We start from the raw sequence: 26,201 nt of genomic DNA on the forward strand, positions 1-26,201 counted from the left end.
TTTGCGGAAACAATCACCGTCATGGCCTGCGGAACAATCCCTGCGCCAGCCTCAATCATCTCGCGGTCTCGCCGCGTTTGCTTTCAATAGCATACCCATGATGGCCGTGACGGCGCTTTCACGCAATCGCGGAGCAAACCGGGTCGCGCAAGGTACCGGCGCTAGGCCGGCTTGACGAGGATATCGATGGCGTGCACGAGCGCCGCGCGCTCGGCGGGCGGCAGTTTCTCCAGCAACGCCGCCTCGAAGCCCAGCGCCAGCGGCGCGATCTCCGCCATCAGGGCCTGACCGGCATCGGTCAGGGACAGGGAGACCAGCCGCTTGTCACGCGGATGCGCGGCCTTGGAGACCAGACCGCGCAGTTCCAGCCGCTGTGCGGCGCGCGACACCTTGGACTTGTCCATGTCCACACGGGCGTGGATTTCGCGCACGCTGACATCGCCGCCCTGCGCGAGATGCGCCAGAACCCGCCATTCCGGCACGCTGAGATCGAAGCGCCTGGCGTAGACGGCCGCGAAATCGGCGCTGACCCTGGCGGCCAGAACCGACAGGCGATAGGGAAGGAAATGTGCCAGATCGAACGCCGTCATGCTTGATATCGTTTCATCTTCAATGATATGATGCAGCCACGATAAGCGCCGCGCCCGATCCTGTAAAGCCGTCTTCGATGACCGTGTTACGTAATCTACGTTACACGCGAGACGTAACGGGGGACCGGAGGCATCAGGCGGCGCGAGAAATGGAGGAATGCGCCAGTGAACATCGAAACCCCGACAGCAGGCGCCGCGCAGGCTCAGATCGGCGTGACGCCGGGTTACATGCCCGGATTCGGCAATGATTTCGAATCGGAAGCCCTGCCCGGCGCCCTGCCGCGCGGCCAGAACAGCCCGCAGAAGTGCAATTACGGACTGTATGCCGAGCAGCTCTCCGGCACGCCCTTCACCGCGCCGACCGCGGAAAACGAGCGCTCCTGGTGCTATCGCATCCGCCCGTCGGTCAAACACGTCGGCCGGTTCCAGCGCCTCGACCTCCCTCACTGGAAATCCGCGCCCTGCATCGACGACCATATCCAGAGTCTCGGCCAGTACCGTTGGGACCCGATTCCGGTGCCGGATGAGCCGCTGACGTTTCTCACCGGCATGCGCACGATGACGACCGCCGGCGACGTGAACACCCAGGTCGGCATGGCCGTGCACGCTTATCTCGCCACCGCCGACATGGTGGACGAGTATTTCTATTCCGCCGACAGCGAGCTCCTGATCGTGCCGCAGGAGGGGCGCATCGGCATCGACACCGAGCTCGGCCGCATGCAGGTGGAGCCGCTGGAAATCGCCATCGTGCCGCGCGGCATGGTGTTTCGCGTGCGCGTGCTCGACGGCACGGCGCGCGGCTTCGTCTGCGAGAATTATGGCGCCAAATTCACCACGCCGGGCCGCGGGCCGATCGGCGCCAACTGCCTCGCCAATCCGCGCGACTTCAAGACGCCGATCGCCTGGTACGAGGACCGCGAGACGCCGAGCCGCGTGATCGTCAAGTGGTGCGGCCAGTTCCACGAGACCCACATCGGCCATTCGCCGCTCGACGTGGTCGCCTGGCACGGCAACTACGCACCGTGCAAATACGACCTGCGCACCTTCAGCCCCGTCGGCGCGATCCTGTTCGACCATCCCGATCCGTCGATCTTCACCGTGCTCACCGCCCCTTCGGGCGTGGAAGGCACCGCCAACATCGACTTCGTGATCTTTCCCGAGCGCTGGATGACGGCCGAGCACACGTTCCGCCCGCCGTGGTACCACAAGAACATCATGTCGGAGTTCATGGGCAACGTGTACGGCGTCTATGACGCAAAGCCAGAAGGTTTCGTGCCGGGCGGCATGAGCCTGCACAACATGATGCTGCCGCACGGCCCCGACGACGTGGCTTTCGAGAAGGCGTCAAACGAGGAGATGAAGCCGGTGAAGCTCACCAACACGATGTCCTTCATGTTCGAGACGCGCTTTCCCCAGCATCTGACGCATTTCGCCGCCCACGAGGCGCCGCTGCAGTCCGACTACGTGGATTGCTGGAAGGGTCTGGAGAAGAAGTTCGACGGCACCCCGGGCGAGAAATGACCCGGGGCCATGACCACTGAAAACGGCCGGGTTTCAGAAACGGCACGAACGCGGGCACCCGTTTGCGGTAGCGCCGGTACGGAGTCCCAAGAGCGTCGATGAGATCGGCTTCCTCGAATGGCGTCGCCAGCAGGATGTAGACGAAGGTTGCCGCGGCAAACACCACATGCCCGACGGTCAGATGGGGCACAATCAGGGGCGTGATCATCCAGCCCAGACTGATGGGATGACGGACCAGGGCGTAAAGATGGCGGGCCGTCATGCCGGACGAATTGGGAGTTTGCCTTCTGAAGGTCTGCCAAGCCTGCGCCAGGCCAAAGAATCCGAAATGCCCGAAATGAAAAGTCGCCGCGAGCATCATCGTCCAGACGGCAAGATAAATCGCGTGGATCGATCCAATCGCCCAGCCCGGCTGGACGTGCCAGATCGTGATCGGGATGGGTCGCCACTGGATTACCAGCAACGCCGTCATCATTGTTGTCATGTAAAGGTAGGACGCGCGTTCGATGGGCGCGGGAATGACTGTTGTCCACCAGCGCTTGAACGAAGTGCGCGCGGTGATCGAATGGTGAAGCCCGAACAGGCCGACAAGTCCGACGTCGATCAGAACGGCGGACAACAGCGTCGTTGGCCCGCCGTCGCTGATCCCTTTCGGCACACCGAGATCAGCAAAAAATCCAATGAGATAGACAAGGCTTGCCAGCGACAGGATATACGCGCCCGCCGCGTAGCCCAGCATGAGGAAATTGCGGATCATAAGCCGGTCCTTTCAACCTGGTTCGGCATCGGGCAGCGGCCCTGGCGGAGCCGCTGCCCCAACCTCACCCCAATTCCGGTCATGCTCGGAATGGGTTTTCAAATAAGCATTTGACGAAAAGTGGGTGTCATAGAAGCCGGTATCGAGCTGGTGCGCCTGCAGATACATCAGCGTAAAGATCGCCGGCACGGTCGCCGGGAAGCGTCCGAATTTGTCCTGGATATATTGGGCCATCGTCGCGACGCAATCGACGAACTCATCACCGATCGGCGCAGCACTGCCGCGGATGGCGTCGCTTTCCTTGTAGGGCCCTTCCGTCCCGGCGTTGAACGGACCGCCGGAGCCGAACTTGCGTGTGACCACGGATTCGACCGCAGCACGCATGGTGTCGAAATGCGGCGCGCAATGACCTTCGAATACACCGTCCAGGCCGGTGACATGCGGCAACGGCTGATCAGCAATCATCTCAAACCGAAAGCCGAGGCCGGGAACAGCGGGATCGCCGCTGGCGCCCAGAATACTGAAGGGATTGATCCCCTCATACATCCAGCCGCCAAGCCCCATGGCCTGGAGCATCAGCATCCCGGCATAGCAGCTGGTCGATATCTCGACCGTGACCTCGGTCAAGCCGAGCTGCTCAACGTAAGACAGAGGAAAGGGGTTTTCGACATCGACCAGGTGCTTGAACCTGTCGAGACCGGGTATCGGCTGATTGTTCACATCGTCATAGATGCAGGCGCCGTTCTGAACCAGATAGCACAAGGCCAGAACCATATGCTGCGCCAGATCGGCAACCGGAATGATCAGCGTGCTGCCGGCGACATTGGCGCACCATTCATTGTGCATTTCCATGTGCTGCGGCTGAGCCGGAGTTTTCAACCGGCCATCCGCGAGTTTGACAATGCGCGATTTGTGCTCGTCGAAATAGGCCTTCAGATCCGTTTCGCCGCTGCTGTCCCTGGCTCGGGAAGCCGCCATGTCGCGGGTTGGCAGGAAGTACACCCCGTTGTCATCCGTGAAGAAGAATTCGGTGGTGTGAAATCCCGCTGCCGACGGAAAACTCCGGCCGCCGGCCGCGCCCGCATAATTGGGCATGTTGGGCAGATAGTTGCGGTTATAGGGTATCAGGTTCGACCAGCCGGTATTGCCCGCGACCGTGGTGAGCAGCAGCATCTGTTCGAGCTCCGACAACGGCGCCGGCTGGTGCCTGGATTTGTAGGCCAGCGGGCCGTCCGGAATTTCCGCGCCCCGTGCGAAGCGCCGTGACCGACGCCCGTGGATGGCTTCGACGAGCGGGAAACCGGCAGCCTTGATGAGCCCCTGAGGCAGATCTGAAATTCTGTTGAGCATGATGTTTCCTTTGCTGTTCAGCTCGGTTGCCGTGGCGCGCGCACCCAGTCCGTTCAACACCGTTCCGGCGCCGATCATCGATGCTCCCAGCAGTTTTCGTCTTGATGTTTCAAACATGTCTCTCTCCGATTGACCGCGTTTTATGGATCTCGCCGCTGCGTTTGGTCAGCTGACGTCACTCGCCGTTTCCATGGTCTGGGGAAGCGCTTCGAACCGGGTTTGCAACGCCCGCAAATCGGCGCGGCACAGACCGATGTCCGAGAGCATGCGGTCATCGAGCTCATCGAGCGCTTGAAAGTTGCGCCGGTTGAAGGTCCTGGCCCGCCACGCGCTTTGCAGGCGGCTCCGCATTGTCCTGAACATCGTGATCTCCTGTCTTGCAGGCCCGTATGGGTGGAGCATTGCCTCGCTCGACGGCAGTAATGGCAGCAACCAGGACAAGGCCGTTAGGCACGAAATGGACAAAAACGGGTCAAATATGCCAAACTTGACACATGCCTCTTTCAAGCCAGACCAGAAATGTCTCCATCAGTCTCATTGCCGTCCCGGAGGTATCCGCGGCGATCGTCTATGGACTGCACGAGGTATTCACCTGCGTGGGAAAGGTCTGGGAGACGCTGACCGGAGAGAAAACCAGCACCCGCTTGATGACACCCAGAATTGTCGGACGAACCACGGCCCCGTTGGCCACGACGTTTGGCGCGACACTGGTGGCCGATCATACGATGGACGAAAAGCACCGATCGGATGTGGTGATTGTCGGTGATTTGAATCTGGAAGCGGGCGGCAGCCCCGTCGGCCGATGGCGAGAAGAGGTCGAATGGATCAAGGATCAGTATGAACAGGGTGCGATCATCTGCTCCGTTTGCACCGGGTCGATGATGCTCGCCGAAGCCGGGTTGCTGGACAATCGCGAAGCCACAACGCATTGGGGAGCGCGCCGCGTTTTCGAGCAATGTTATCCGCAGGTCCTGCTGCGCCCGGAGCGGGTGCTGGTTCCCTCGGGACTGGAGCACCGCATCATTACAAGCGGCGGGTCAACATCCTGGAACGAGCTTGCGCTGTATCTTGTTGCCCGGTTTTGCGGCGATGGGGAGGCGCGGCGAATTTCCAAGGTATTCCTGTTTGGCGACCGAAGTGACGGACAACTTCCGTTCGCCGCCATGGCCCGCCCCAAACAGCATGATGATGCGGTGATTGCCCAATGCCAGGTCTGGATCGCCGATCACTATGCGGTCGCAAACCCGGTGGCGCGAATGGCGCAACAATCCGGACTTGGCGAGCGAACCTTCAAACGCCGGTTTGCCGGCGCTACCGGCTATGCGCCGCTTGATTACGTTCAATCGCTGCGGATCGAGGAGGCAAAGCAGATGCTTGAAACGACCGACGACGCGATTGACGATATTGCTTCGGCCGTTGGCTATGACGAGCCCAATTCGTTTCGCCGCTTGTTCAAACGAACGACCGGCATTGCGCCAAATCAGTATCGCCTTCGGTTCAAGAGCGTCGCATCAGTTTAAATCAGAGCCAATTCAACCGGTCATGAGGCGGTGCAAGCCATTGCGATGCGCCATGAAAGCAATTGGACGCTGACGATCAGGGTCCACGATATTGCGCGTTCGATGTATTTCACGAAGGGCGTCTGATACGGATCCATATGACTTTTTTCGGGTTATTCGGCAAGAAGCGCGACGCCGTCCAAATGGCGGGCAAACGCTTCCTCCGGTCAACCCAATCGCTTCGCCTGGAGCGTGCTTGCCCGATCACAAGATCGCACTGTGCGGGCGTCATCGCCCGTTTCGGTTCTCCGCGCGCAGCTGCACGCGCAACGCGTCGGATTCTTCGCGGAACGCATCCGCATCACCGAAATCGACGAACTCGCGATAGCGCGAGTGCACGCCCAGAACCCGCCGGGAGTGCTTGATGGGACACCAGTACTGCTCGGTGCGCGCGGCGATCTCGCTGACATAGGCGAGCAGCCCGTTGGCGTAGGAGCAATAGGCGCAGTTCAGCTTCTCGATGGCGTTGAGATAGCCGAGGTGAGCCCGGTCGAAGGCGAAATACTCCGCGCGGCGCACCTTCCTGATGCCATAGGCCGGAAAACAGATGGCCTGATAGAGGGTTACAAAGAGATCCAGCAGGACGAAGGGGACGATCAGCGAGTAGATCACCGGCGCCGTGATCACCGACAGCGGCCGGGCCTGGGCAAGGTAGCGCAGAACGCGAATCTTCAGTTCGCGGTGATGGCGCGCCATCGTTTCCTCGAAGATCACGCGCTTGTTTTCCACACGGTAGGCCAGCGCCTCGCGCTGACGCGCCAGTTCCGCCTCCAGCTCGTCCTCAAGGCTACGGATTCTCGCGACAATCTCGGCGACCTGCGGATTCATGACGGCTCCACGCTCCAGACATCAAACCACGATCCTGTCACGCCCCCCGCCGGGTACCACTGCCTTCATGCCGCGTTGTTGAGGCTGTCGAAGGTCCCGCCCGTCTCCGCCAGCCGCACCAGCAGTTCCGATGGCCGCCAGAACAGCGGGTCCTCGGCGGCAAACGCCCTTATGTCGGCAAGCACGGATTCCAGCCCCACCATGTCGGCATATTTCATTGGTCCGCCGCGCCAGCGCGGAAATCCGTAGCCGAACACCAGCACCATATCGACATCCAGCGGCCGGAGCGCGATGCCCTCGGCGACGACCTTGGCGCCTTCGTTGATCATCGCCGCCATATAGCGGCGGACGATCTCGTCATCGGTGAAGGAACGCGGGATGACGCCGGCAGCCTTACGCTCCGCGTCGATGATCGCCTCCACATCCGGGTCCGGCTGCCCCACGCGCGCGCCGTCGGGATAGAGATAAAACCCGCGCCCGGTCTTCTGGCCGAACCATCCGCGTTCGCAGATCCGGTCGGCGATGCCGGCGTAGCGCTCGCGCGGGTCGCGGTGCGGGGCGAGCCGCTTGCGCGTCGCCCAGCCGATGTCGAGCCCCGCCAGATCCGCCACCTGATAGGGGCCCATGGGAAAGCCGAAGCCGCGCAGCGCCGCATCGATCTGATAGGGCGATGCGCCGTCGCCCATCATGGCGTCCGCCTGCTTGCGATAGCTCGCGAGAATGCGGTTGCCGATGAAGCCGTCGCAGACGCCGGCGCGCACGCCGACCTTTTTCAGCCGCCTGGCGAGCGCGAAACCCGTGGCGGTCACATCCGGCGTGGTCTTCGCCGCGACGACGATTTCCAAAAGCTTCATGACGTGGGCGGGCGAGAAGAAATGCAGCCCGATGACATCGGACGGACGCGCGGTTTCCAAGGCGATCGCATCGATGTCCAAATAGGAGGTGTTGGTGGCGAGCACCGCGCCGAGCCTGCAGATGCGGTCGAGCGTGCGAAAGATCTCGCGCTTGACGTCCATATCCTCAAACGCCGCCTCGATCACCAGATCCACATCGGCGAGGTCAGAATAGTCCGTCGAACCGCGATAGAGACCGGCCATCGTCGCGGCCCTGGCCTCCGCGCTCAGGCGGCCACGCCGGACGTTGCCATCGAGCACGTGTTCCACGTTGGCGCGGCCGCGCTCGATGCTTTCCCGGTCACGCTCCACCATCACCACGGGGATGCCCGCCTGCATCAGCGCGATGGCGATGCCAGACCCCATGGTGCCGCCGCCGATAACGCCGGCGCGCGCGATGGGCCGCGGCACGGCGCCCGCGAGCCCCGGCACCTTGGCGACGGCGCGCTCGGCGAAGAAGGCGTGGATCAGCCCCTCGCGCTGGGGCGAGGCCTGGCATTCGAGATAGATCTCGCGTTCGCGCTTCATGCCCTCGTCGAAGGCCAGTCCGAGCCCCTGCTCTACCGCGTCGATGGCGCGCAGCGGCGAGGTCTGGCCGCGCGCCTTCGCCGCGACCGCCTTGCGCGTCTCATGAAACAGCGCGGTGTCGGCGCGATCGGCCGCGAGCTTCTCCGTCATCTCACTGGTGCGGCGCACGGGCCGCCCTCGTCAAGGACCCGACGGGCGTAGGCAAGACCCGCGGATTGCGGATCGGTCCCCTCGCCGATGGCGTCGATTGCGCCCAGTTCCAGCGCTTCCGCCGCGGGCACATGCCGCGCGGAGGTGATGATGTCGAGAGCGGCGCGCGCGCCGATGAGCCGCGGCAGACGCTGCGTGCCTCCGGCGCCCGGAATGATGCCGAGATTGACCTCCGGCAGGCCGACTTTCGAACCCTCGAGCGCCACGCGGTAGTGGCAGCCGAGCGCCACCTCGAAGCCGCCGCCAAGCGCCGTGCCGTGGATCGCGCAGATGACGGGCTTGTCGCTCGCCTCGATACGGGCGATCACGTCGCGCAGCACCGGCTGCAGCGGCGGCTTGCCGAATTCCTTGATGTCGGCGCCGGCGATGAAGGTGCGGCCCGCGCCGCACAGGACCACGGCGCGGACCGCGGCGTCTTCGCCCGCGCGCGAGATCGCCTCGGCCAGCCCCTGGCGCACCGCCTGGCTGGAGGCGTTCACGGGCGGGTTGTCGATGGTGATCACGGCGATGTCGCCGTGCGCGGCATAGGTGACAGGATCACTCACGCGCCTCTCCCCGGCGCCCGCCTTTCCGGGAGCCGGCGGGGCAGCTCACTGCCGCATCTTATCCATCCAAATCATTGGTTCAACGCATAAAAACCAATTCCGCGATGCGAAATAACGGATCAAGGACGCGTGAAAACACGCAGCAGCGGAGGCGCGCAATCCACTGATAAACCAACGAACACGCCATACTCGCCTATCCCCCGGCCAGTTGACAAAGGCGGTTCAGACCGTGCGCCTGGGACCGGCCGGAGGCGATCTGCCGGCGCGCCGGCCGCGCCGAAAATCAAGAACAGGGAGGAGTTGCCCTGCCGGAGCCGATCATCGGGGCCGGGGTCTGGGCATAGCTGGAGGCGAAGGACGCCAGCGTGATCTGCGCGTTCGCCTGCACCGTCACCGAGGCATCCCGGCGCCCCCGGACGCGGAGCCGAGATTGCTGAAGACGACGTCGAAGAAATTGTAGCCCGACAGCTGGCTCGGCGTGAAACTGCGGGAGCCGCTGGTCGGAATGCTGCCGCTTCCGATGGGCGTGCGCGCGCCGCCCGAGGGAGCTTGCCCGTAAAGCCGATAATACATGCTTATCGAGCTGATATCATTGACAATCTTGATGCCCGAGGGCGTTACCGGCGGCTGGTTGGTGCAGGCGTTCTGGGTCTGCACCGCGATCCGCGTGCCGATGCCCATGCGCACCGTCGACTGATCCGCCACCGTCTTGCTGGTCGGACCGCTGGCGCCGGGCGGAGAAAAGCTTACCCGGAAACTGGGATAGCTCGGCGACGGCGGCGGATTATAGGCGTGGGTCCGGGTTTGCGCGTCCGATCCGAGCGATCCTGACGCAAGCGCGGTCGCGGATCCAGCCGACGACAGCCCGTCCAGCCGCCAACCCACCCCCTCGGCGTTCGTATCGTTGACGATGAAGATGCTCATCGGAGTCCCAATCCCGAAATGAAAAAAATTGACAGCGACAATCCGATCGATTGTGATGTTCCCTAAGGGAAGTTTCAAGCTATCAATTTTCATTTTCCGGGAGGCGGCGCACCGCGGCCGGCATTTTCTGCGGTTGCTCCTGCGCCCAAATCGTCACCATGGCCCAAAGCGAATCCAGCATTCGAGCCGAACTCGGCATTCCGCAGAGCGCGGAGCGCGTCGTCATTCTCAGCCAATCCTCCCACATGGACTGGGACTGGCTGGAGACATTTCCGGTTCTCTACGACGACAGCAGCGCGCCCTATTTCAACGGCAGCAACGCCCCTGCGCAGGACATCCTGAGCCAGGCCGCGCAATTGCTCGCGCCGAGTCCGCCACCGGGAAGCGCCACGCCCTCCTACTACTATTCGCTGGCCGAGGTCGGGTTCCTGGAACGCTTCTTCAATCTGGGTCCATCGGGCGACGTGAGCACCCTGGTGGCGGCCGCGAAATCCGGCCTGTTTCACCTGGTCGGCGGCGGCATCACCTCGCCCGACAGCCTGCTGTCTCACGGCGAATGTTTTATCCGCAATTCGCTTGTCGCCCAGTCGTGGTTCCAGAAGAACCTGCCCGGCGCGACGGTGACGAATTTCTGGATTCCCGACGATTTCGGCCATGATGCGCAACTGCCCGCGACGCTGGAGGCCATGGGGTTGAAGGGCGCCGCGTTCGAGCGCATTCCCGGTTCGCCCTACCAGCAGACCGGCTCGGCGCCGACGAATGGCGACCCGTCCGCCGCCTGCCAACTGCAAAGTGCTGGCATCGATTTCACCTGGCAGGCCAATGACGGGTCCGAAATCCTCGGCCATTACCTCATCGGCGGCTACGGCCAGGGCACGGACATTTCGTCCGGAAGCGACATTCAGAGCTATCTCGACCTCAACGAACCCTCCTCTCCGACACCCTATGTGTTCGTGCCCGTGGGAACCGACTTCTCGCCGCCCACGCAAGGGCTGCAAGGCGTCGTGAACGCCTGGAACAACGGCACGACAAAACCGAACTATGGATCAACCGGCGTCTATGCGGCGGTCGCCACCTTCGATCACTATGTGGCGCTGGTGCAGGCGCACGCGAGCAATCTGGTGAAACGTCTCTTCGCCGGCATCCCGGTCTGGTTGGGCAACTACGGCTCACGCCCGGCATTGAAACGCTGGCAGTACAAGAGCACCCGCGCGCTGGTGGGCGCCGAAATATTCGGCTCCATCAACGATCTCTTCGACAAGACCCCGCCGGACTGGCAGCCGGACGTGTTCAACGCCTGGTGGCTCAACGTCGCCAGCACCCATCACGACTACGTCGTGGGCACCGCCGCCGACTTCGACCCGCAGAATTATTCCGGATACATGGATGTCTACGGCGTGGAACAGCTCACCCGGCTGCTGCTAGCCGAGAACAAGGGCGAGCTGGCGCGCGAAGCGGCGATGATGCGTATCTGCGAAACCATCAAGCCCGTCTTCAATCAGGTCGTGGCGCAAAACTCGGAAACACCGGTGGCGGTGTTCAACCAGCTCGGCTTTGAACGCGCGGGCCTCGTGGAAGTGCCGATGGGCGCCGATCACGGCGCGCTGTCGGTGCGCAACGCGCTGGGAGCCACAGGCCTGATCCAGCCCACCCACGACGGTTCCATGCTGTTCCGGGCCAAGGCGCCGGCTTTCGGATACGCCACCAGCTATCTCAACGGCGAGGGCGGCTACACATGGCCGTCGACGGCATCGAGCCTCAGCATCACCACGAAGGACGGCGGCAAGACCTGGGTGCTGGCGAACAAATACGTCAAGGCCACGGTCGCGGCGTCGGCCAACTGGGGCATCACCGAGCTCATCGATCTGACGTCGGGCGAAAACCTGCTCTACCCGGGCAAGGTGGGCAACGATCTGATTTTCTATTCCGACACCGGCAGCATCTACCGCTATGGCAACGAGTTCACCGGTGCCGGCACGACGATGACCATCGACGCGACCGCCTGCCTCACCGCGGCGGGCGCGATGGTCGTCGAGGACGGTCCCTTGCGTGTGACCCTGGACACGCGCGTGAGCGCGAAGGTGGGCGGACGGAGCTATTCCTACAAGCGGACATACACGCTGCACGAGGACGAGGCGCTGCTGCGCATGGGCTTTTCCGGTACCTGCCCCTCCTATAGCGATCCCGCGGCGCCATACAACGATCACGGCTACTCGGTGATGACGCGGTTTCCGCTGCCCGTGGTCATCGATCACTTCGCCTATGGCACCCCCAATCACTGGGACCAGACGCCCTGGGTCCAGTACTGGGACGGGCCGCAGTTCCTGGCGACGCATAATTTCGCCATCCCCCTCGACACGAGCGGCGCGGCGCTGCTGGCGGTCTATCAGGACACCATGCCGTCATGGGGCGTGGACGGAAACGGCGCGCTGATCGGTAACCTGCTGCGCAACAACCCCACAAGCCCGAATAACCTGGGCGCCCAGGCGGCGGACCGCGGGTTGCATCATCAGTCCTACGCGATCCGGATGCCGAGCGGGCTGGATGCTCCGGAGACCGGCGCGCCGCTGATGGAGGCGCTGAGCTTCCACACGCCGCTCACCGGGCGCTTCGTCTCCAATCTGTCCGATGAAACCCTGCCCGACAGCTATTCGCTGGCCACCATCGATCCCGTGAGCGGCAAGGCGCCCCCCGCGCTGCTCACGGTGGCCAAACCGTCCTGGGCGCAAGGCGCGCCGGGGCTGATCCTGCGGCTCTATCAGCCGACCAACGCGCCGCTGCCGCTCAGCGTCACCGTGGGCGGAACCGCCAGCAACGTGACGGGACTGACAGCGCTGGAAAACCCGCTGACGGCGGCGCAAGTGGCCGCGCTCAAAATCAAGAGCATAAGCAAGTCGCAATTCAGCCTCGACACCAACCGCGCCATCACCACGATCGGGCTCGACCTTGCTCAATAGACCCGGCCCGGCGCCGTCACAGCCAGCCATCCCGGGGCGCGCGCGGCCGGTAATCCTGATCGCCGGCGACGGCCCAGTGCCAACCGGCTTCGCCCGCGTCCTGGAGAGCATCTTCGGCCGGCTGACCGGAGACTTCGACATCCATCATCTCGGCGTCGGCCATTCCGGCGACCCCCACCCCCTGCCCTGGCCGGTCTATCCCGCCGGCGTGGTCGGCGACGACCAGTGGGGCGCCCATCGCATCGCCGCGCTCGCCGACTGGATCAAGCCCGACCTGATCTTCATGATGAACGACTCCTGGGTGGTGTCGCAATGGCTGGAGGCGCTCGCGGCGGCGGAACACCGCCCGCCAGTCATCGCCTATCTTCCCGTCGACGCAGGCCCGGTCGATCCGCGCTTCGTCACCCGCTTCGACATGCTGGCGCACGCAATCGCCTACACCCACACCGCCGCCGGACTGCTGCGCGATGCTCTCGGGCGGCACACGCAGCAAGCGCCCGGGTTCCGGGCGCCACCCGTCGGCGTCATTCCGCACGGGCTGGACGCGGATACATTCCACAATCTCGGAACGGATGCCAGGGCAACCGCCCGCGCCCGGATCTTTGCGGACAATTCCGAGTTTCAGAATGCCTTCATCGTGCTCAACGCCAACCGCAATCAGCCGCGCAAGCGCATCGACCTGACGATCCTCGGGTTCGCGGAGTTCGCCCGCGGCAAGCCGGAAACCGTCAAGCTGTTCCTGCACATGGGCGCGCGTGATCTGGGCTGGGATATTCCCGAGCTGGTGCGCCGTTATGGCATCGAGGACCGCACGCTGATGTCGACCGCGCAGGCCCACATGCCCGGTGTTTCGGAGGCGCATCTCAACCTCGTCTACAACGCCTGCGACGTCGGCGTGAACACGGCAGAGGCGGAAGGCTGGGGACTGGTCAGCCACGAGCACGCGGCGACCGGTGCAGCCCAGATCGTCCCCGGCCACACGGCTTACAATGAGTTGTGGGATAACGCCGCGATCCGGCTGGAGCCGGCGCTGACCACCATAGATCCCGGCACATCGACGGAGGCCAGGCTCATCGATCCGCGCGACCTGGCGGCCGCCCTTGAGCGCTGCTATTCGGATCAGGCTTATCTCGCGGAGATGGCGCGGCGGGCCGAGACATGGGCCCGCCGGCCCGAGTTCGCGTGGGACCGGATCGCCGCGCAATGGCGCGACATCATCGCAGCGGCGCTTTCAACACGGGTATGAAGGCGTCCGGTGCGACGCCGTCCCGTCATGCGGCGGAGCGCACCGCCGTGTCGTCGACGACGCAGGCGTCCCACGCCGCATCGTCGGTGGCCTCGACAAGGGCTGCGTGCAGCGCCTGGATCGCCTTGTTCATCTGGTCGGCGCCGACGACGAACTGCACATCGACGGCCCGGCCGCCCTGATGCGTGGCGATCGGCACGATGTCCGCCTCGTCCAGAGCCCGCAGACCCTGATAGCCCGCCGAGATGCCCTTGAGATTGCGTCCAACGGCGGCGACCAGCGCGACCTTCTGGATATGCACGCGCGCCGAAGGATAGGCCTCGGCGATTTCATGCTCGACGCGCCGCACCGCCTTCAGCGAGGCGTCCAGATAGTGGGTGATGGTGTTGGCGTTGGAGTGTTTGGACACGATGCGCACCGCATGACGCGTCAGCGCCTTCAGGATGGTGGCGTCGTAGCCCTTGACCCCGACCATGTCCTGCTCGAACACCTCCAGCGCCAGCACGTTCAGCCCGGTCACGATCTCCACGCGCGCAACCCCGCCCAGATCGGCGTCGATCAGCGTGCCCGGATCGGCCGGCTCGAAGGCGTTGGCGACGCGCAGGGGAATGTCCGACTGGCGCAGGATCTTTGCCGCGCGCGGATGGATCGCCTCCATGCCCAGATTGGACAGGTGGTCCGCGACGTCGAAATTGGTCTGGCCGATCTTGCGCACGGCCTCCGCGCCGACGATCTTCGGGTCGGCGCTGGAGAGATGGAATTCCTTGTGGATCACCGCCTCGCGCGCCTTCGTCGCTGCAGCGAGCCGCGCAAAGGTGACCTCGGTGTAACCGCGGTCATAGAGGCGGATAAGCCCCTCGCGGCACTGCGCGTAGCCGGTGACGATGGGCAGTTCCGTCGTCAGATCGACATCGCGCAGCCCTTCCTCAATCCGCTCGTCCAGCGTCGGCTGACGCTCGTCGCGCCAGCCCGTCAGGTCGACGAAGCGCGCGTTGACGCCCTTCCGCTGCAGCAGCAGCGCCGTGGTGTAGGCGGAATGGGTTTCGCCCAGCCCGGAGAGCAACTCGCGGATGGTCATCATGTGCTCGTCGAGCTGGAAATGACCGTAGGAGCACAGCCGCTGCAGATCGATCAGGCAGCTGCGCGCGCCCTCGATGCGCTCGCGGATGAAACCGTCGGCCGCGCGGCGGTCGGCCGGATGCTCGAGCAGCCGCGAGTGCACCTCGACCATCGCCTGCATGGTGCGGTCCAGCGCCTCGCTCCAGGCGTTGCTGCTGTCGGACGCCGCGAACAGACCATAGACGCCGGGCGTGCCGGTCTTCTTGGCTTCCAGCAGCAAATCCGTGATCCCGCCATAGGCGGAGACGACGAATATCCGGTTGTACAGATCGGCGCCCTCGCGCCCTCCGAGCAACAGCGTATCCGTCAGCTCGTCGGTGCGGCTCATGGAGGTGCCGCCGATCTTTTCGACTGTATGGGTACTCATGACGTGCCTTCTTGCGGCGCGCGCCATGGGCGCGCGCTTGATTGCGGTGTGCGCGGCCAGGCGCCGCGGACGGGACGGATCACGCTGCCGTGGCGGGCGCGTAGGATCCGTCGGCCTGATGGACTTCCGTGCCGGTGACCGGCGGATTGAAGCAGCACGCCAGAACCAGTTGTTCCTCGACGCGCAAGGTGTGCTTGTCGTGCTGGTCGAGCGCATACATCACGCCGGGGCGGATCTCGTGCGTCTCGCCGGTGGCCAGATCCTCGATCGATCCCTTGCCCGAGATGCAATAGACGCTCTCGAAATGGTTCTTGTAGTGGAACGTGTGCTCCGAACCGGGCTCGATGACGGTGATGTGGAAGCTGAAGCCCATGGAATCATCGGCCAGCAGCATGCGCACCGACGTCCAGCGCGCATCGGAGACGGCGCGGTCGGAATTCTTGAGCTCGTGAAAATCGCGAACGATCATGAAGTGTCTCCTTACTCGGCCGCGGCGCTCAGGGGCGCGGCGCAGACCGAGACTGCATTTTCGAGGATATCGAGGCCAGCGGCGAACTGGTCCATCGGAATGGTCAGCGGCGCCAGCACCTTGACGACTTCGTCATGGGCGCCCGACGTCTCGATGATCAGGCCCTTGCGGAAACATTCCGCGCAGATATCGCTGGCCAGCTCTCCCGAGCCGACATCGATGCCGCGCATCATGCCGCGGCCCTTCAGCGTCGCGCCGGGAAGCAGCAGCGCGCGCATCGCGTCGAGCCGCTTCTCGAGGAAGGCGCCCTTCTCGCGCACCGTCCTGGCGAAGCTGTCGTCGGACCAGAATTTCTCAAGCGCCACCCGCGCCGTGACGAAGGCGTGGTTGTTGCCGCGGAAGGTGCCGTTGTGCTCGGCCGGCTTCCAGATGTCGAGCTCGGGCCGGATCAGCAGCGCCGCGAAGGGCAGTCCCATGCCCGAGAGCGACTTGGCCATCGGGATCATGTCGGGAACGATGCCGAAATCATCGAAGCTGAAGAAGCTGCCCGTGCGGCCGATGCCGGCTTGGATGTCATCGACGATCAGCAGCGCGCCATGCTTACGCGCGATCCGGGCGATGCCCTGCATCCACGTCTTCGAAGCGGCATTCAGGCCGCCCTCGCCCTGAACCGGCTCGACGATGAAGGCAGCGGGCGCATCGATGCCGCTGGAGGGATTGTCGAGCAGCATCTCGATCTGCGCCAGCGTGTCCGCATCCGCGCCGAAGGCGCCCTCATAGGGCATGCGCGCGGTGCCGCTGAGCGGCGCGCCGGCGCCTTCGCGTTTGCCGGCGTTGCCGGTGGCGCTCAGCGCGCCCAGCGTCATGCCGTGGAAGCCGTTGGTAAAGGCGATGATGGTCTGGCGGCCGGTCACCTTGCGCGCCAGCTTCAAGGCGGCCTCGACCGCATTGGTGCCGGTGGGACCGGTGAACATGATCTTGTGATCCATGCGGCGCGGCTCGAGCACCAGGCGCTCAAACGTCTCGATGAAGGCGGCCTTGGCCTCGGTGAACATGTCGAGCCCGTGCGCGACGCCGTCGGCGCTGATGTAGTCGATCAGCGCGGCCTTCATGTCGGGATCGTTGTGGCCGTAGTTGAGCGTCGAGCAGCCGGCGAGAAAGTCGGTATACTCGCGGCCGTCGCTGGTGCGCAGCGTGGCGTTGCTGGCGGAGGAGAAGACGACGGGGAAGCTGCGGCAATAGCTGCGCGCTTCCGACTCACGCCGATCGAACACAGCCGTATCGGCCGTTGAAACGGTGGTCATGGAAACCTCGTTGGTTTGATGTATCGGGAACGGACGCGACGGCGCCGATCAGGCGGCAGCGACCTTGCGGTCGCCGAACGCGCCGATCGTCACCATGTACTCGGTGGCGTGGCGTCCTTCGAAATGCTCGTCGCGGACGAAATGCGCGTCTGAATCAAGCGGCGCGTCCATCATATCGGCGATGCGGTTGAACAGCGCCCAGCTTGCGGCATTGTCGCGGGTGATCGTGGTCTTCAGCCGCCTCACGCCGTCGCAGCTCTTCCGCGCCAGCAGCTCCAGCAGCATCTTCTTGGCGACGCCGCGGCCGCGCGCCGCCTCGGAGACGGCGACCTGCCAGACAAACAGCACCTCGGGATCGGACGGCAGGCGATAGGCCGATACCCAGCCGACGATCTCGCCGTCGAGCTCCGCCACCACGCAGGTGTCCGCGAAATGATCGCACTGCAGCAGGTTGCAGTACATCGAATTGTCGTCGAGCGGGCCGCAGTCGCTGATCAGTTGCCAAACCGCCGCACCATCGGACGACTCGGGTGGCCGCAGCGTGAGCGCGCGCGCATTGGTCTTCCGGGGTTCGTTTCGAATGATGTTCAAGCGCATGGGATCTCCTGATTTTTCTTCTGTGCAAACAATAGGGATTCGAAAATAGTTTTCAATAACAAACTATATTTAATTCGCAATAACACTCCTGCATCCTCTAACATTCTGATTTAACTGCGATTATTCAGCAATTCGCGCAATTTCAATCGTTAATATAATTTAGATTTAAAACAGTTTCCTCTCAGTACACAGAATGAGATGGTTCGGACTCCGAAAAACCTGTTGCGCAGGCTTGACCTATGGAGAAAAATCGACGAACAGGACGCCGCGATGCATGGATAAGGGCCTGACAGATATGGAAGATCGCGCGCTCAGCTGCCTGCTGGCCTTGCGCCGAGTGCTCGGCGCCGCCGAGCGCAACGACCGCGCGCTCGCCCGCGCCACCGGCCTGACCACGGCGCAGCTTCTGGTCCTGCGCATCATCGAGGACGCCGGCGAGATCACGCCGAAGATCATCGCCTCGCGGGCCGGCGTGGCGCCGGCGAGCGCCACCGCGCTGATCGAGAAGCTGGCGCAGTTCGGCTACGTGCGGCGCAGGCGCAGCGCGACGGACCGCCGCAAGTACTGGGTTTCGCTCACCGAGAACGGCGCCGCCGCCCTGCATTCGGCGCCCGACCCGCTGCACGAGCGGTTCACCGATGCCTTCGCGACCATTCCGGGCTGGGAGCAGGCGATGCTGCTGGCAGCCCTCGAGCGCACCGCGGCCCTGGTGGCCGACGAGGAGCGCCCGGCAGGCGGTGAACACAACCTGCTGTCCGGCGCCCTGTCGTTCGCCCCGGAACCGGCTGCCGACACCAAGGCGGGCGACGACAAAACGGATGCTGCGGAAAGCACCGGCGCGCGCCTCCCCTGACGCCAGACACCAGCGCACGCAAGAACATGCGCGGCGTGAAGTCTGACGATTTCAAGGGGATGGAATGGTGGGCGGTGAGAGACTCGAACTCCCGACATCCTCGGTGTAAACGAGGCGCTCTACCAACTGAGCTAACCGCCCCGGGCGCGCGCGTATGGCGCATCTGCGGCCCAGATATCCGTTCGTTTAGGCGTAACAGAGCCCGAAAGCAAGCCTCGCGGCGGCTTTCCCCGGCAAATCGGGAGGAAGGCCGGCGCGCCCGGCGCGTGCGCGGTTTCATCACCCGGCACATGAAAACCCCCGCGCCCCGAAAAGGGCCGCGGGGGTTTTCAGTCTCGCTGTCGATCTCACGAATTTCGCCGCGCATTGGCCTCACGTCGACGCGGCGCCACCCTGGCGAGATCGGTTCCGTCTCAGACCTGGACCCGTGCCCTGTGGCCGATGAAAGACCATGTTTGGCACCCTGAGGCGCCGCCCGGCTCGCATCGATCCAGGGGCGACGGCGTCAACTAGCTGTTGACGGCGTCCTTCAGGCCCTTGCCGGCCTTGAACTTCGGCGTCTTGGAAGCCGGGATCTGGATCGTTTCGCCGGTGCGCGGGTTACGGCCCTCGGTCGCAGCGCGAGCGGAAACGGTGAAATTGCCAAAGCCGATAATCCGGACTTCACCACCGCCCTTCAGCGTCTCGGTGATCGCTTCAAAGGCACCGTCCACGGCTTCACCAGCCTGGGCCTTCGAGAGGCCGCTCTTTTCAGCGACGGCGGCGACGAGATCATTTTTATTCATAACAGTCCCTTTCATCCAAATGGCGGATTACCAACGATTCGCATCTCTATCCGCGAAGCGACAGTCCGGCGATTTGCACCGGAAGGCAAGGTAAATTCGCAGAAATCAGCCATTTTTTGGAAAAACACACCGCCAATTGGGGATAGTGTGTACGAATTCGACACCGGCACCCCGGACGCGCTGCACTTGGGCGGACAATTCCAATGCCCGCAAGGCCACAAGTCCGCATTCCGGCAAACAAAAACGCCGTGCGAGACATCTTCATGTCCGGCACGGCGATTTCATGTCACATGGCGCCCCAGGGACGGCCAAACGCGCAAGCCAGCCACCGCGGCCGGACACGCCGGCCGCGGGCCTTGATCAATGCGCGGTCAGAGCCGAGGGATCATCCTCGGCGGCGACCACCGGCGTTTCCTTGGCGGCCGCATCCGCGTCCCATTCGATGGGTTCTGGCATGCGCACCAGCGCATGTTCCAGCACCTGCCCAACGGTGGAGACCGGAATGATTTCCATCTCGCTCTTTACGTTGTCCGGAATCTCCGCCAGATCCTTGGCGTTCTCATCCGGGATGAGCACGGTCTTGATGCCGCCGCGCAGCGCCGCCAGCAGTTTTTCCTTCAAACCGCCGATCGGCAGGATGCGGCCGCGCAGGGTGATTTCACCCGTCATCGCCACGTCCCGGCGCACCGGAATGCCGGTCATGGTGGAGACGACCGCCGTCACCATGCCGATGCCCGCCGACGGTCCGTCCTTGGGCGTGGCGCCCTCCGGAACGTGCACGTGGATGTCGCGCTTGTCGAAGAGCGGCGGCTCGATGCCGAAATCGATGGCCCGCGACTTCACATAGGAGTTCGCGGCGGAAATCGATTCCTTCATCACGTCACGCAGATTGCCCGTCACCGTCATCTTGCCCTTGCCGGGCATCATGACGCCTTCGATCGTCAGCAATTCTCCGCCGACCTCAGTCCAGGCAAGCCCGGTGACCACACCGACCTGATCCTCGCTTTCCACTTCACCGTAGCGGAAACGCGGCACGCCGAGATAATCCTCGAGATTGTCGCCCGTCACCTTGACGGAGGCGTTGCCCGACAGAATCAGCTCCTTGACCGCCTTGCGCGCAAGCGTCGCCATCTCGCGTTCGAGATTACGAACGCCGGCTTCGCGGGTGTAGCGCCGGATCACCGTGCGCAGGGCCTCGTCGCTGATGGAGAATTCGTCGGCCTTCAGACCGTGATCCTTCTCCACCTTGGTCAACAGATGACGGCGCGCGATCTCCACCTTCTCATCCTCGGTGTAGCCGGCGATGCGGATGATCTCCATCCGGTCCATCAGCGGCGCGGGATGTTCAGCGTGTTGGCCGTGGTCACGAACATCACGTCCGAGAGGTCGTATTCGACTTCCAGATAGTGGTCCATGAAGCTGGAGTTCTGCTCGGGATCGAGCACCTCCAGCAGGGCCGACGACGGATCGCCGCGGAAGTCCTGGCCCATCTTGTCGATCTCGTCGAGAAGGAACAGGGGGTTGGACTTCTTGGCCTTGCGCATCGACTGGATGACCTTGCCGGGCATCGAGCCGATATAGGTGCGCCGGTGGCCGCGGATCTCGGCCTCGTCGCGCACGCCGCCCAGCGACATGCGGGCGAACTCGCGCCCGGTCGCCTTGGCGATCGACTTGCCAAGCGAGGTCTTGCCGACGCCCGGAGGACCGACGAGGCAGAGGATCGGACCCTTGAGCTTGTTGGCGCGCTGCTGCACGGCCAGATACTCGACGATCCGCTCCTTGACCTTCTCCAGCCCGTAGTGCTCGGCGTTGAGCAGCTCCTCGGCGTACTTCAGGTCGTTCTTGACGCGGGACTTCTTGCCCCACGGAATGCCCAGCACCCAGTCGAGATAGTTGCGCACGACGGTGGCTTCCGCCGACATCGGGCTCATCTGGCGCAGCTTCTTCATTTCAGCCTGCGCCTTTTCGCGGGCCTCCTTGGAGAGCTTTGTCTTGCCGATCTTTTCCTCGAGCTCGGTGAGCTCGTCGCGGCCGTCCTCGCTGTCGCCGAGTTCCTTCTGAATGGCCTTCATCTGCTCATTCAGATAGTACTCGCGCTGGGTCTTCTCCATCTGGCGCTTGACGCGCGAGCGGATGCGCTTTTCGACCTGCAGCACGGAGATCTCGCTCTCCATCAGCGAGAGCACGCGCTCGAGCCGCGCCGCCACCGAGGTGATGCCGAGGATTTCCTGCTTCTCGGGGATCTTGACAGCCAGATGCGACGCGATGGTGTCCGCCAGCTTGGCGTACTCCTCGATTTGCGTCGCCGCGCCAATGACCTCCGGGGAGACCTTCTTGTTCAGCTTGACGTAATTCTCAAACTCGCTGATCACCGAGCGGGCAAGCGCCTCGACCTCGATGCTGTCGCCCTCATCCTCGGCCAGCGGCCGGGCTTCGGCTTCAAACAGCTCCGCGCGGTCCGTATACGCCATGATCTCGGCGCGCGATCCGCCCTCGACCAGCACCTTCACGGTGCCGTCGGGAAGCTTCAGAAGCTGCAAGACGGTGGCAAGCGTACCGATGTCGTAAATCTGCGCGGGCTCGGGATCGTCGTCGCCGGCGTTCTTCTGGGTCGCCAGCAGAATCTGCTTGTCGGCGCGCATGGCTTCTTCCAGCGCGCGGATAGACTTCTCTCGCCCGACGAAAAGCGGCACGATCATATGCGGAAAAACGACGATATCGCGAAGCGGCAGTACGGGATAAACGGCCATGCCGAGTTCATCCGCCTGACCAGGAACCAATTCGCTCATTCTACGTCCTCTCTATGAGTGATCCCGTCGCGGGGAGGAATGCGACCGGGAACACCATCTGGCGACACCATGCGACGTCGTTCAGCCCGCCTTTGGCAAGTGCGGGCACGCACACGGCAAACAGCCGGCCCCGGACACCCCATCGTGGCGGCGTCCAAAGCCGCATTCGTCGCCGGCTCGCGTATTAGGTGGCTACCGCCCGTGGAGGTGTCAAGGCGCGGCGGGCAGCAGTCTGTTGATACACTGCCCGCCCGCGCCCGCAGATCAGGCGCTGGAGACCGTGTTCTCCGCGCGGTCGTCATAGATGTAGAGCGGACGGGCCTGCCCGTCGACCACCTCGGCGGAGATCACCACTTCCTTGACGTCCTTCAGGCCCGGCAGTTCGAACATCGTGTCGAGCAGGATGGCCTCGAGGATCGAGCGCAGGCCGCGCGCGCCGGTCTTGCGATCGATCGCCTTGCGGGAGATGGCGCGCATGGCGTCCTCGTGGAAGGTCAGCTCGACGTCTTCCATCTCGAACAGGCGCTGGTACTGCTTGACCAGCGCGTTCTTCGGCACCGTCAGGATCTCGACCAGGGCTTCCTCATCGAGGTCCTCCAGCGTCGCGATCACCGGCAGACGGCCGACGAATTCCGGGATCAGACCGAACTTCAGCAAATCCTCGGGCTCGAGCAGCTGGAACAGCTCACCGGTCTTCTGCTCGCCCGGCGCCTTGACCTGGGCCTTGAAGCCGATGGATGTCTTGGTGCCGCGATCGGAGATGATCTTGTCGAGGCCCGCAAACGCGCCGCCGCAGATGAACAGGATGTTGGTCGTGTCCACCTGCAGGAATTCCTGCTGCGGGTGCTTGCGGCCGCCCTGCGGCGGCACGCTGGCGACCGTGCCTTCCATGATCTTCAGAAGCGCCTGCTGGACGCCCTCCCCGACACATCGCGGGTGATCGAGGGATTGTCCGACTTGCGCGAGATCTTGTCGACCTCATCGATATAGACGATGCCGCGCTGGGCGCGCTCGACATTGTAGTCGGCCGACTGCAGCAGCTTGAGGATGATGTTCTCGACGTCCTCGCCGACATAGCCGGCTTCGGTCAGGGTCGTCGCATCAGCCATCGTGAAGGGCACATCGAGGATGCGCGCCAGCGTCTGGGCGAGCAGCGTCTTGCCGCAGCCCGTGGGGCCGACGAGAAGGATATTGGATTTCGCGAGCTCGACGTCGTTGTTCTTCGCGGCGTGGTTCAACCGTTTGTAGTGGTTGTGAACCGCGACCGAGAGAACCTTCTTGGCGGAGAACTGGCCGATCACATAGTCATCGAGAACCTGGCGGATCTCCTGCGGCGTGGGAATCCCATCGCGCGACTTGACCAGCGAGGATTTGTTTTCCTCGCGGATGATGTCCATGCACAGTTCAACGCACTCATCGCAGATAAAGACCGTCGGTCCTGCGATCAGCTTGCGTACCTCATGCTGGCTCTTTCCGCAGAAAGAACAGTACAAGGTATTTTTCGTGTCGCTGCCGCTGGTCTTGCTCATTCGATCAACCCCGCATAGATCGGAGGACAGTTCCTCCGATTTTCAAGCATGGAACTGCGGCCGGAATCGCCCGGTATCCGCATTTCATCCCCGACCGGTGATGCGATCAACGCCCGCAACACCATTCGAGAATGCAACCATGTTTTCACCTGAAAAATCAATATTCGTTTAAACCTGCCCGTGACAGTCCGTAAAACTTCGAAAAATTAGCCACGACAGAGTGATTCACTCACTTAGTCCGCGCAATTCGTCGAAATTGGGACGGCCGCCGTTCCGGGCGGGTCTGCATCAGGCCGTTTCGTCACCGATCAGCGAGGAGCGGTCGACAATCACCTTATCGACGATTCCGAAATCCTTCGCCTGCTCAGCGGTCATGAAGTTGTCGCGCTCGAGGGCTTCCTCGATCTCCGACAGCTCGCGGCCGGTGTGCGTGACATAGATATCATTCAACCGCCGCTTCAGCTTCAGCATTTCCTGAGCGTGCAGCTGGATGTCGGACGCCTGGCCGCGGAACCCGCCCGACGGCTGGTGCACCATGACGCGCGCGTTCGGCAGCGCATAGCGCGAGCCCTTGGCGCCGGCGGCCAGCAGCAGCGAGCCCATCGACGCGGCCTGGCCGATGCACAGCGTGGAGATCTCTGGCCGCACGAACTGCATCGTATCATAGATCGCGAGACCCGACGTGACGACGCCGCCCGGCGAGTTGATGTAGATCGCGATTTCCTTGGAGGGATTTTCAGCCTCCAGGAACAGCAGCTGGGCACTGACCAAGGTCGCCACATGGTCCTCGATGGGACCCGTGATGAAGATGATCCGTTCCTTCAAGAGCCGTGAGAAAATGTCATAAGAACGCTCGCCGCGGTTGGTCTGCTCGACAACCATCGGCACAAGCGTGCTCATATAAAAATCGACGGGATCCTTCATAAGTCATCCATGGCTTGAAGGCGCGCTATGCGCTGAATATCGAACGACCCGACGACCTGAGAACGGTGCCGAGTCGCGAAGGGAACTCAATACATAGGCGAGAACGGCGCGTCCTTAAAGAGCGGATCCGCGCATGCGCAGCCGACCGCAAGGCCGACTGCGCACATCGTTAACAGACGGATCAGGCCGCCGTGTCCGAACCTTCGTCTTCATCGGCGCTGAGCAATTCTTCCTTGGTCACCACCTTGTCGGTAACCTTTGCCAGCTCCAGAAGATAGTCGACGATCTTGTCCTCGTAGATCGGCGCGCGCAGGCTTGCGAGAGCCTGCTGGTTCTTCTGGTAGAACTCGAAGACTTCCTTTTCCTGGCCGGGATACTGACGAATCTGGTCGTACAGAGCGCGCTGCACTTCGTCATCCGAGACCTGGATGTTGTTCTTTTCGCCGATTTCCGACAAGACGAGGCCGAGACGCACGCGCCGCTCCGCGATCTTGCGGTAGTCCGCGCGGGCCTTTTCCTCGTCCGTGTCCTCATCCGCGAAGGTCTTGCCCGACTGTTTCATGTCGGCCTCGACCTGGCGCCAGATGCCTTCGAATTCGCTTTCCACCAGCTTCGCGGGCAGATCGAAGGTGTATTTGTCGTCGAGCTTGTCGAGCAGCTGGCGCTTGACCTTCTGACGCGTCGCGGCGCCGAACTGGCTCTCGATCTGCTGGCGGACGGCGTCCTTCAGCTTGTCGAGCGACTCCAGTCCCAGGCCTTCGGCGAAAGCGTCGTCGATGGTCAACTCGCCGGGCGCGGCCACTTCCTTGACGGTCACCTCGAAGACGGCTTCCTTGCCGGCCAGATGCGCGGCCTGATAATCCTCGGGGAAGCTCAGCTTGACCTGGGTCTTGTCGCCGGCCTTCACGCCAACGAGCTGCTCCTCGAAGCCCGGAATGAACTGGCCGGAACCGAGCACGAGCTTGGCATCCTCCGCCGCGCCGCCCTCGAACGGCACGCCGTCGATGCTGCCGACATAATCCATCGTGACCTGATCGCCATCCTCGGCCTTGGCGGTCTTCGCCTTCGCCTCGAAGGGCCGGCTCTGGGCGGCGATCTGCTCGACCTGCTCCATCACGCCTTCTTCGGAGATCTCGATGATCGGACGCTCGATCTCGATGTCGCTGAAATCGATGATCTCGAATTCCGGCAGAACCTCGTAGGTCATCGTGAAGGCCAGATCGGCGCCCTCTTCCATGACCTTCTTCGCGTCGCCTTCCGGCAAGTCGATTTCCGGCTGCAGCGCCGGGCGCTCGGAGCGGTCCTCGACGGCCTTCTGGGTGCTCTCGTTGAGCATGTTGTCGAGGATCTCCGCCGTCGCCTGGCGGCCGTACATCCGCTTCAGATGGGAAATCGGCACTTTGCCGGGGCGAAACCCCTTGATCTGAGCCTTGGACTTCATGTCCTCAAGATAAGCGTCGACTTTGCCGGCGATATCGGATGCCGGAATGACGATCTTCAGCTCGCGTTTCAGCCCTTCGGACAGGGTTTCGGTCACCTGCATGATATTGTTCTTCG

Annotated in this window: 17 protein-coding genes, 1 tRNA gene and 3 pseudogenes; 5 read left to right on the forward strand and 16 right to left on the reverse strand. The window is 63.2% G+C overall.

Translation table 11 applies throughout. The annotated features are described in order from the left end of the window. Nucleotides 1–161 precede the first annotated feature (161 nt). A complete protein-coding gene (locus D1F64_RS13065) occupies nucleotides 162–590 on the reverse strand; it encodes a MarR family winged helix-turn-helix transcriptional regulator (RefSeq protein WP_117412804.1) in 429 nt (142 codons plus the stop codon). 228 nt (nucleotides 591–818) lie between these two features. Between D1F64_RS13065 and hmgA the strand changes: the two genes are divergently transcribed. Further along, nucleotides 819–2,111, forward strand: coding sequence for a homogentisate 1,2-dioxygenase (gene hmgA, locus D1F64_RS13070; protein WP_117414584.1), 1,293 nt, complete (start codon nucleotides 819–821; stop codon nucleotides 2,109–2,111). Between the two features lie 769 nt (nucleotides 2,112–2,880). Here hmgA and D1F64_RS13075 read toward each other — a convergent pair. Then, nucleotides 2,881–4,335 carry a hypothetical protein gene (locus tag D1F64_RS13075; RefSeq protein ID WP_205470467.1) on the reverse strand — a complete coding sequence of 485 codons (1,455 nt, stop codon included), beginning with the start codon at nucleotides 4,333–4,335 and terminating at the stop codon, nucleotides 2,881–2,883. A 48-nt stretch (nucleotides 4,336–4,383) separates the two neighbouring features. Then, the gene (locus tag D1F64_RS13080; protein ID WP_162901536.1) at nucleotides 4,384–4,581 is read right to left on the reverse strand and encodes a DUF1127 domain-containing protein; all 198 of its coding nucleotides are present in this window, start codon (nucleotides 4,579–4,581) and stop codon (nucleotides 4,384–4,386) included. A 131-nt stretch (nucleotides 4,582–4,712) separates the two neighbouring features. Between D1F64_RS13080 and D1F64_RS13085 the strand changes: the two genes are divergently transcribed. Further along, nucleotides 4,713–5,738, forward strand: a complete 1,026-nt coding sequence (locus D1F64_RS13085; RefSeq protein ID WP_117412806.1) for a helix-turn-helix domain-containing protein — start codon at nucleotides 4,713–4,715, stop codon at nucleotides 5,736–5,738. 267 nt (nucleotides 5,739–6,005) lie between these two features. Here the strand turns inward: D1F64_RS13085 and D1F64_RS13090 are convergent, their stop codons facing one another. From D1F64_RS13090 to D1F64_RS13100, 3 genes and pseudogenes are all read right to left on the reverse strand, one after another. After that, nucleotides 6,006–6,605: a hypothetical protein gene (locus tag D1F64_RS13090; RefSeq protein ID WP_117412807.1), complete on the reverse strand. Its 600-nt coding sequence runs from the start codon at nucleotides 6,603–6,605 to the stop codon at nucleotides 6,006–6,008. Between the two features lie 65 nt (nucleotides 6,606–6,670). Beyond that, a pseudogene (locus tag D1F64_RS13095) lies at nucleotides 6,671–8,781 on the reverse strand (3-hydroxyacyl-CoA dehydrogenase NAD-binding domain-containing protein). A gap of 390 nt (nucleotides 8,782–9,171) precedes the next feature. Next, nucleotides 9,172–9,705 carry a hypothetical protein gene (locus D1F64_RS13100; protein ID WP_117412808.1) on the reverse strand — a complete coding sequence of 178 codons (534 nt, stop codon included), beginning with the start codon at nucleotides 9,703–9,705 and terminating at the stop codon, nucleotides 9,172–9,174. Between the two features lie 158 nt (nucleotides 9,706–9,863). Between D1F64_RS13100 and D1F64_RS13105 the strand changes: the two genes are divergently transcribed. Then, a complete protein-coding gene (locus D1F64_RS13105) occupies nucleotides 9,864–12,662 on the forward strand; it encodes a hypothetical protein (RefSeq protein WP_117412809.1) in 2,799 nt (932 codons plus the stop codon). A 76-nt stretch (nucleotides 12,663–12,738) separates the two neighbouring features. Beyond that, nucleotides 12,739–13,908, forward strand: coding sequence for a glycosyltransferase (locus D1F64_RS13110; protein WP_117412810.1), 1,170 nt, complete (start codon nucleotides 12,739–12,741; stop codon nucleotides 13,906–13,908). A 25-nt stretch (nucleotides 13,909–13,933) separates the two neighbouring features. On the opposite strand, the gene D1F64_RS13115 is transcribed toward D1F64_RS13110, so the two are convergent. The 4 genes from D1F64_RS13115 to ectA all read right to left on the reverse strand — a co-directional run bounded on the left by D1F64_RS13115 (nucleotide 13,934) and on the right by ectA (nucleotide 17,758). After that, complete coding sequence (locus tag D1F64_RS13115; protein WP_117414586.1) at nucleotides 13,934–15,394, reverse strand: aspartate kinase; 1,461 nt, start codon at nucleotides 15,392–15,394, stop codon at nucleotides 13,934–13,936. A gap of 79 nt (nucleotides 15,395–15,473) precedes the next feature. Next, the gene (locus D1F64_RS13120) at nucleotides 15,474–15,863 is read right to left on the reverse strand and encodes an ectoine synthase (protein ID WP_117412811.1); all 390 of its coding nucleotides are present in this window, start codon (nucleotides 15,861–15,863) and stop codon (nucleotides 15,474–15,476) included. Nucleotides 15,864–15,874: 11 nt separating this feature from the next. Beyond that, on the reverse strand, nucleotides 15,875–17,167 hold the full coding sequence (gene ectB, locus D1F64_RS13125; protein WP_117412812.1) for a diaminobutyrate--2-oxoglutarate transaminase: 1,293 nt from the start codon (nucleotides 17,165–17,167) through the stop codon (nucleotides 15,875–15,877). A 48-nt stretch (nucleotides 17,168–17,215) separates the two neighbouring features. Beyond that, a complete protein-coding gene (ectA, locus tag D1F64_RS13130; RefSeq protein ID WP_248304453.1) occupies nucleotides 17,216–17,758 on the reverse strand; it encodes a diaminobutyrate acetyltransferase in 543 nt (180 codons plus the stop codon). 280 nt (nucleotides 17,759–18,038) lie between these two features. Here ectA and D1F64_RS13135 point away from each other — a divergent pair, with 280 nt between their 5' ends. Further along, nucleotides 18,039–18,617, forward strand: coding sequence for a MarR family transcriptional regulator (locus tag D1F64_RS13135; protein WP_162901537.1), 579 nt, complete (start codon nucleotides 18,039–18,041; stop codon nucleotides 18,615–18,617). A gap of 65 nt (nucleotides 18,618–18,682) precedes the next feature. On the opposite strand, the gene D1F64_RS13140 is transcribed toward D1F64_RS13135, so the two are convergent. The 6 genes and pseudogenes from D1F64_RS13140 to tig all read right to left on the reverse strand — a co-directional run bounded on the left by D1F64_RS13140 (nucleotide 18,683) and on the right by tig (nucleotide 26,187). Then, nucleotides 18,683–18,758 (reverse strand) — tRNA-Val (locus tag D1F64_RS13140). A gap of 368 nt (nucleotides 18,759–19,126) precedes the next feature. Beyond that, nucleotides 19,127–19,402: an HU family DNA-binding protein gene (locus D1F64_RS13145; protein WP_117412815.1), complete on the reverse strand. Its 276-nt coding sequence runs from the start codon at nucleotides 19,400–19,402 to the stop codon at nucleotides 19,127–19,129. Nucleotides 19,403–19,762: 360 nt separating this feature from the next. Next, a pseudogene (lon, locus tag D1F64_RS13150) lies at nucleotides 19,763–22,191 on the reverse strand (endopeptidase La). A 264-nt stretch (nucleotides 22,192–22,455) separates the two neighbouring features. Beyond that, a pseudogene (gene clpX / locus D1F64_RS13155) lies at nucleotides 22,456–23,720 on the reverse strand (ATP-dependent Clp protease ATP-binding subunit ClpX). Between the two features lie 288 nt (nucleotides 23,721–24,008). Continuing rightward, nucleotides 24,009–24,644 carry an ATP-dependent Clp endopeptidase proteolytic subunit ClpP gene (gene clpP / locus D1F64_RS13160; protein ID WP_117412816.1) on the reverse strand — a complete coding sequence of 212 codons (636 nt, stop codon included), beginning with the start codon at nucleotides 24,642–24,644 and terminating at the stop codon, nucleotides 24,009–24,011. Between the two features lie 181 nt (nucleotides 24,645–24,825). After that, nucleotides 24,826–26,187, reverse strand: a complete 1,362-nt coding sequence (gene tig / locus D1F64_RS13165) for a trigger factor (protein WP_117412817.1) — start codon at nucleotides 26,185–26,187, stop codon at nucleotides 24,826–24,828. Between the last annotated feature and the right edge of the window lie 14 nt (nucleotides 26,188–26,201).

Origin of the sequence: Breoghania sp. L-A4 (assembly GCF_003432385.1) — a bacterium.
GTDB lineage: Bacteria > Pseudomonadota > Alphaproteobacteria > Rhizobiales > Stappiaceae > Breoghania.

Bases quoted from the DNA above. Each gene is read 5' to 3' on its own strand.
- D1F64_RS13065 (WP_117412804.1), bottom strand. From the start codon at position 590: ATGACGGCGTTCGATCTGGCACATTTCCTTCCCTATCGCCTGTCGGTT.
- hmgA (WP_117414584.1), top strand. From the start codon at position 819: ATGCCCGGATTCGGCAATGATTTCGAATCGGAAGCCCTGCCCGGCGCC.
- D1F64_RS13075 (WP_205470467.1), bottom strand. From the start codon at position 4,335: ATGTTTGAAACATCAAGACGAAAACTGCTGGGAGCATCGATGATCGGC.
- D1F64_RS13080 (WP_162901536.1), bottom strand. From the start codon at position 4,581: ATGTTCAGGACAATGCGGAGCCGCCTGCAAAGCGCGTGGCGGGCCAGG.
- D1F64_RS13085 (WP_117412806.1), top strand. From the start codon at position 4,713: ATGCCTCTTTCAAGCCAGACCAGAAATGTCTCCATCAGTCTCATTGCC.
- D1F64_RS13090 (WP_117412807.1), bottom strand. From the start codon at position 6,605: ATGAATCCGCAGGTCGCCGAGATTGTCGCGAGAATCCGTAGCCTTGAG.
- D1F64_RS13100 (WP_117412808.1), bottom strand. From the start codon at position 9,705: ATGAGCATCTTCATCGTCAACGATACGAACGCCGAGGGGGTGGGTTGG.
- D1F64_RS13105 (WP_117412809.1), top strand. From the start codon at position 9,864: ATGGCCCAAAGCGAATCCAGCATTCGAGCCGAACTCGGCATTCCGCAG.
- D1F64_RS13115 (WP_117414586.1), bottom strand. From the start codon at position 15,394: ATGAGTACCCATACAGTCGAAAAGATCGGCGGCACCTCCATGAGCCGC.
- D1F64_RS13120 (WP_117412811.1), bottom strand. From the start codon at position 15,863: ATGATCGTTCGCGATTTTCACGAGCTCAAGAATTCCGACCGCGCCGTC.
- ectB (WP_117412812.1), bottom strand. From the start codon at position 17,167: ATGACCACCGTTTCAACGGCCGATACGGCTGTGTTCGATCGGCGTGAG.
- D1F64_RS13135 (WP_162901537.1), top strand. From the start codon at position 18,039: ATGGATAAGGGCCTGACAGATATGGAAGATCGCGCGCTCAGCTGCCTG.
- D1F64_RS13145 (WP_117412815.1), bottom strand. From the start codon at position 19,402: ATGAATAAAAATGATCTCGTCGCCGCCGTCGCTGAAAAGAGCGGCCTC.
- clpP (WP_117412816.1), bottom strand. From the start codon at position 24,644: ATGAAGGATCCCGTCGATTTTTATATGAGCACGCTTGTGCCGATGGTT.
- tig (WP_117412817.1), bottom strand. From the start codon at position 26,187: ATGCAGGTGACCGAAACCCTGTCCGAAGGGCTGAAACGCGAGCTGAAG.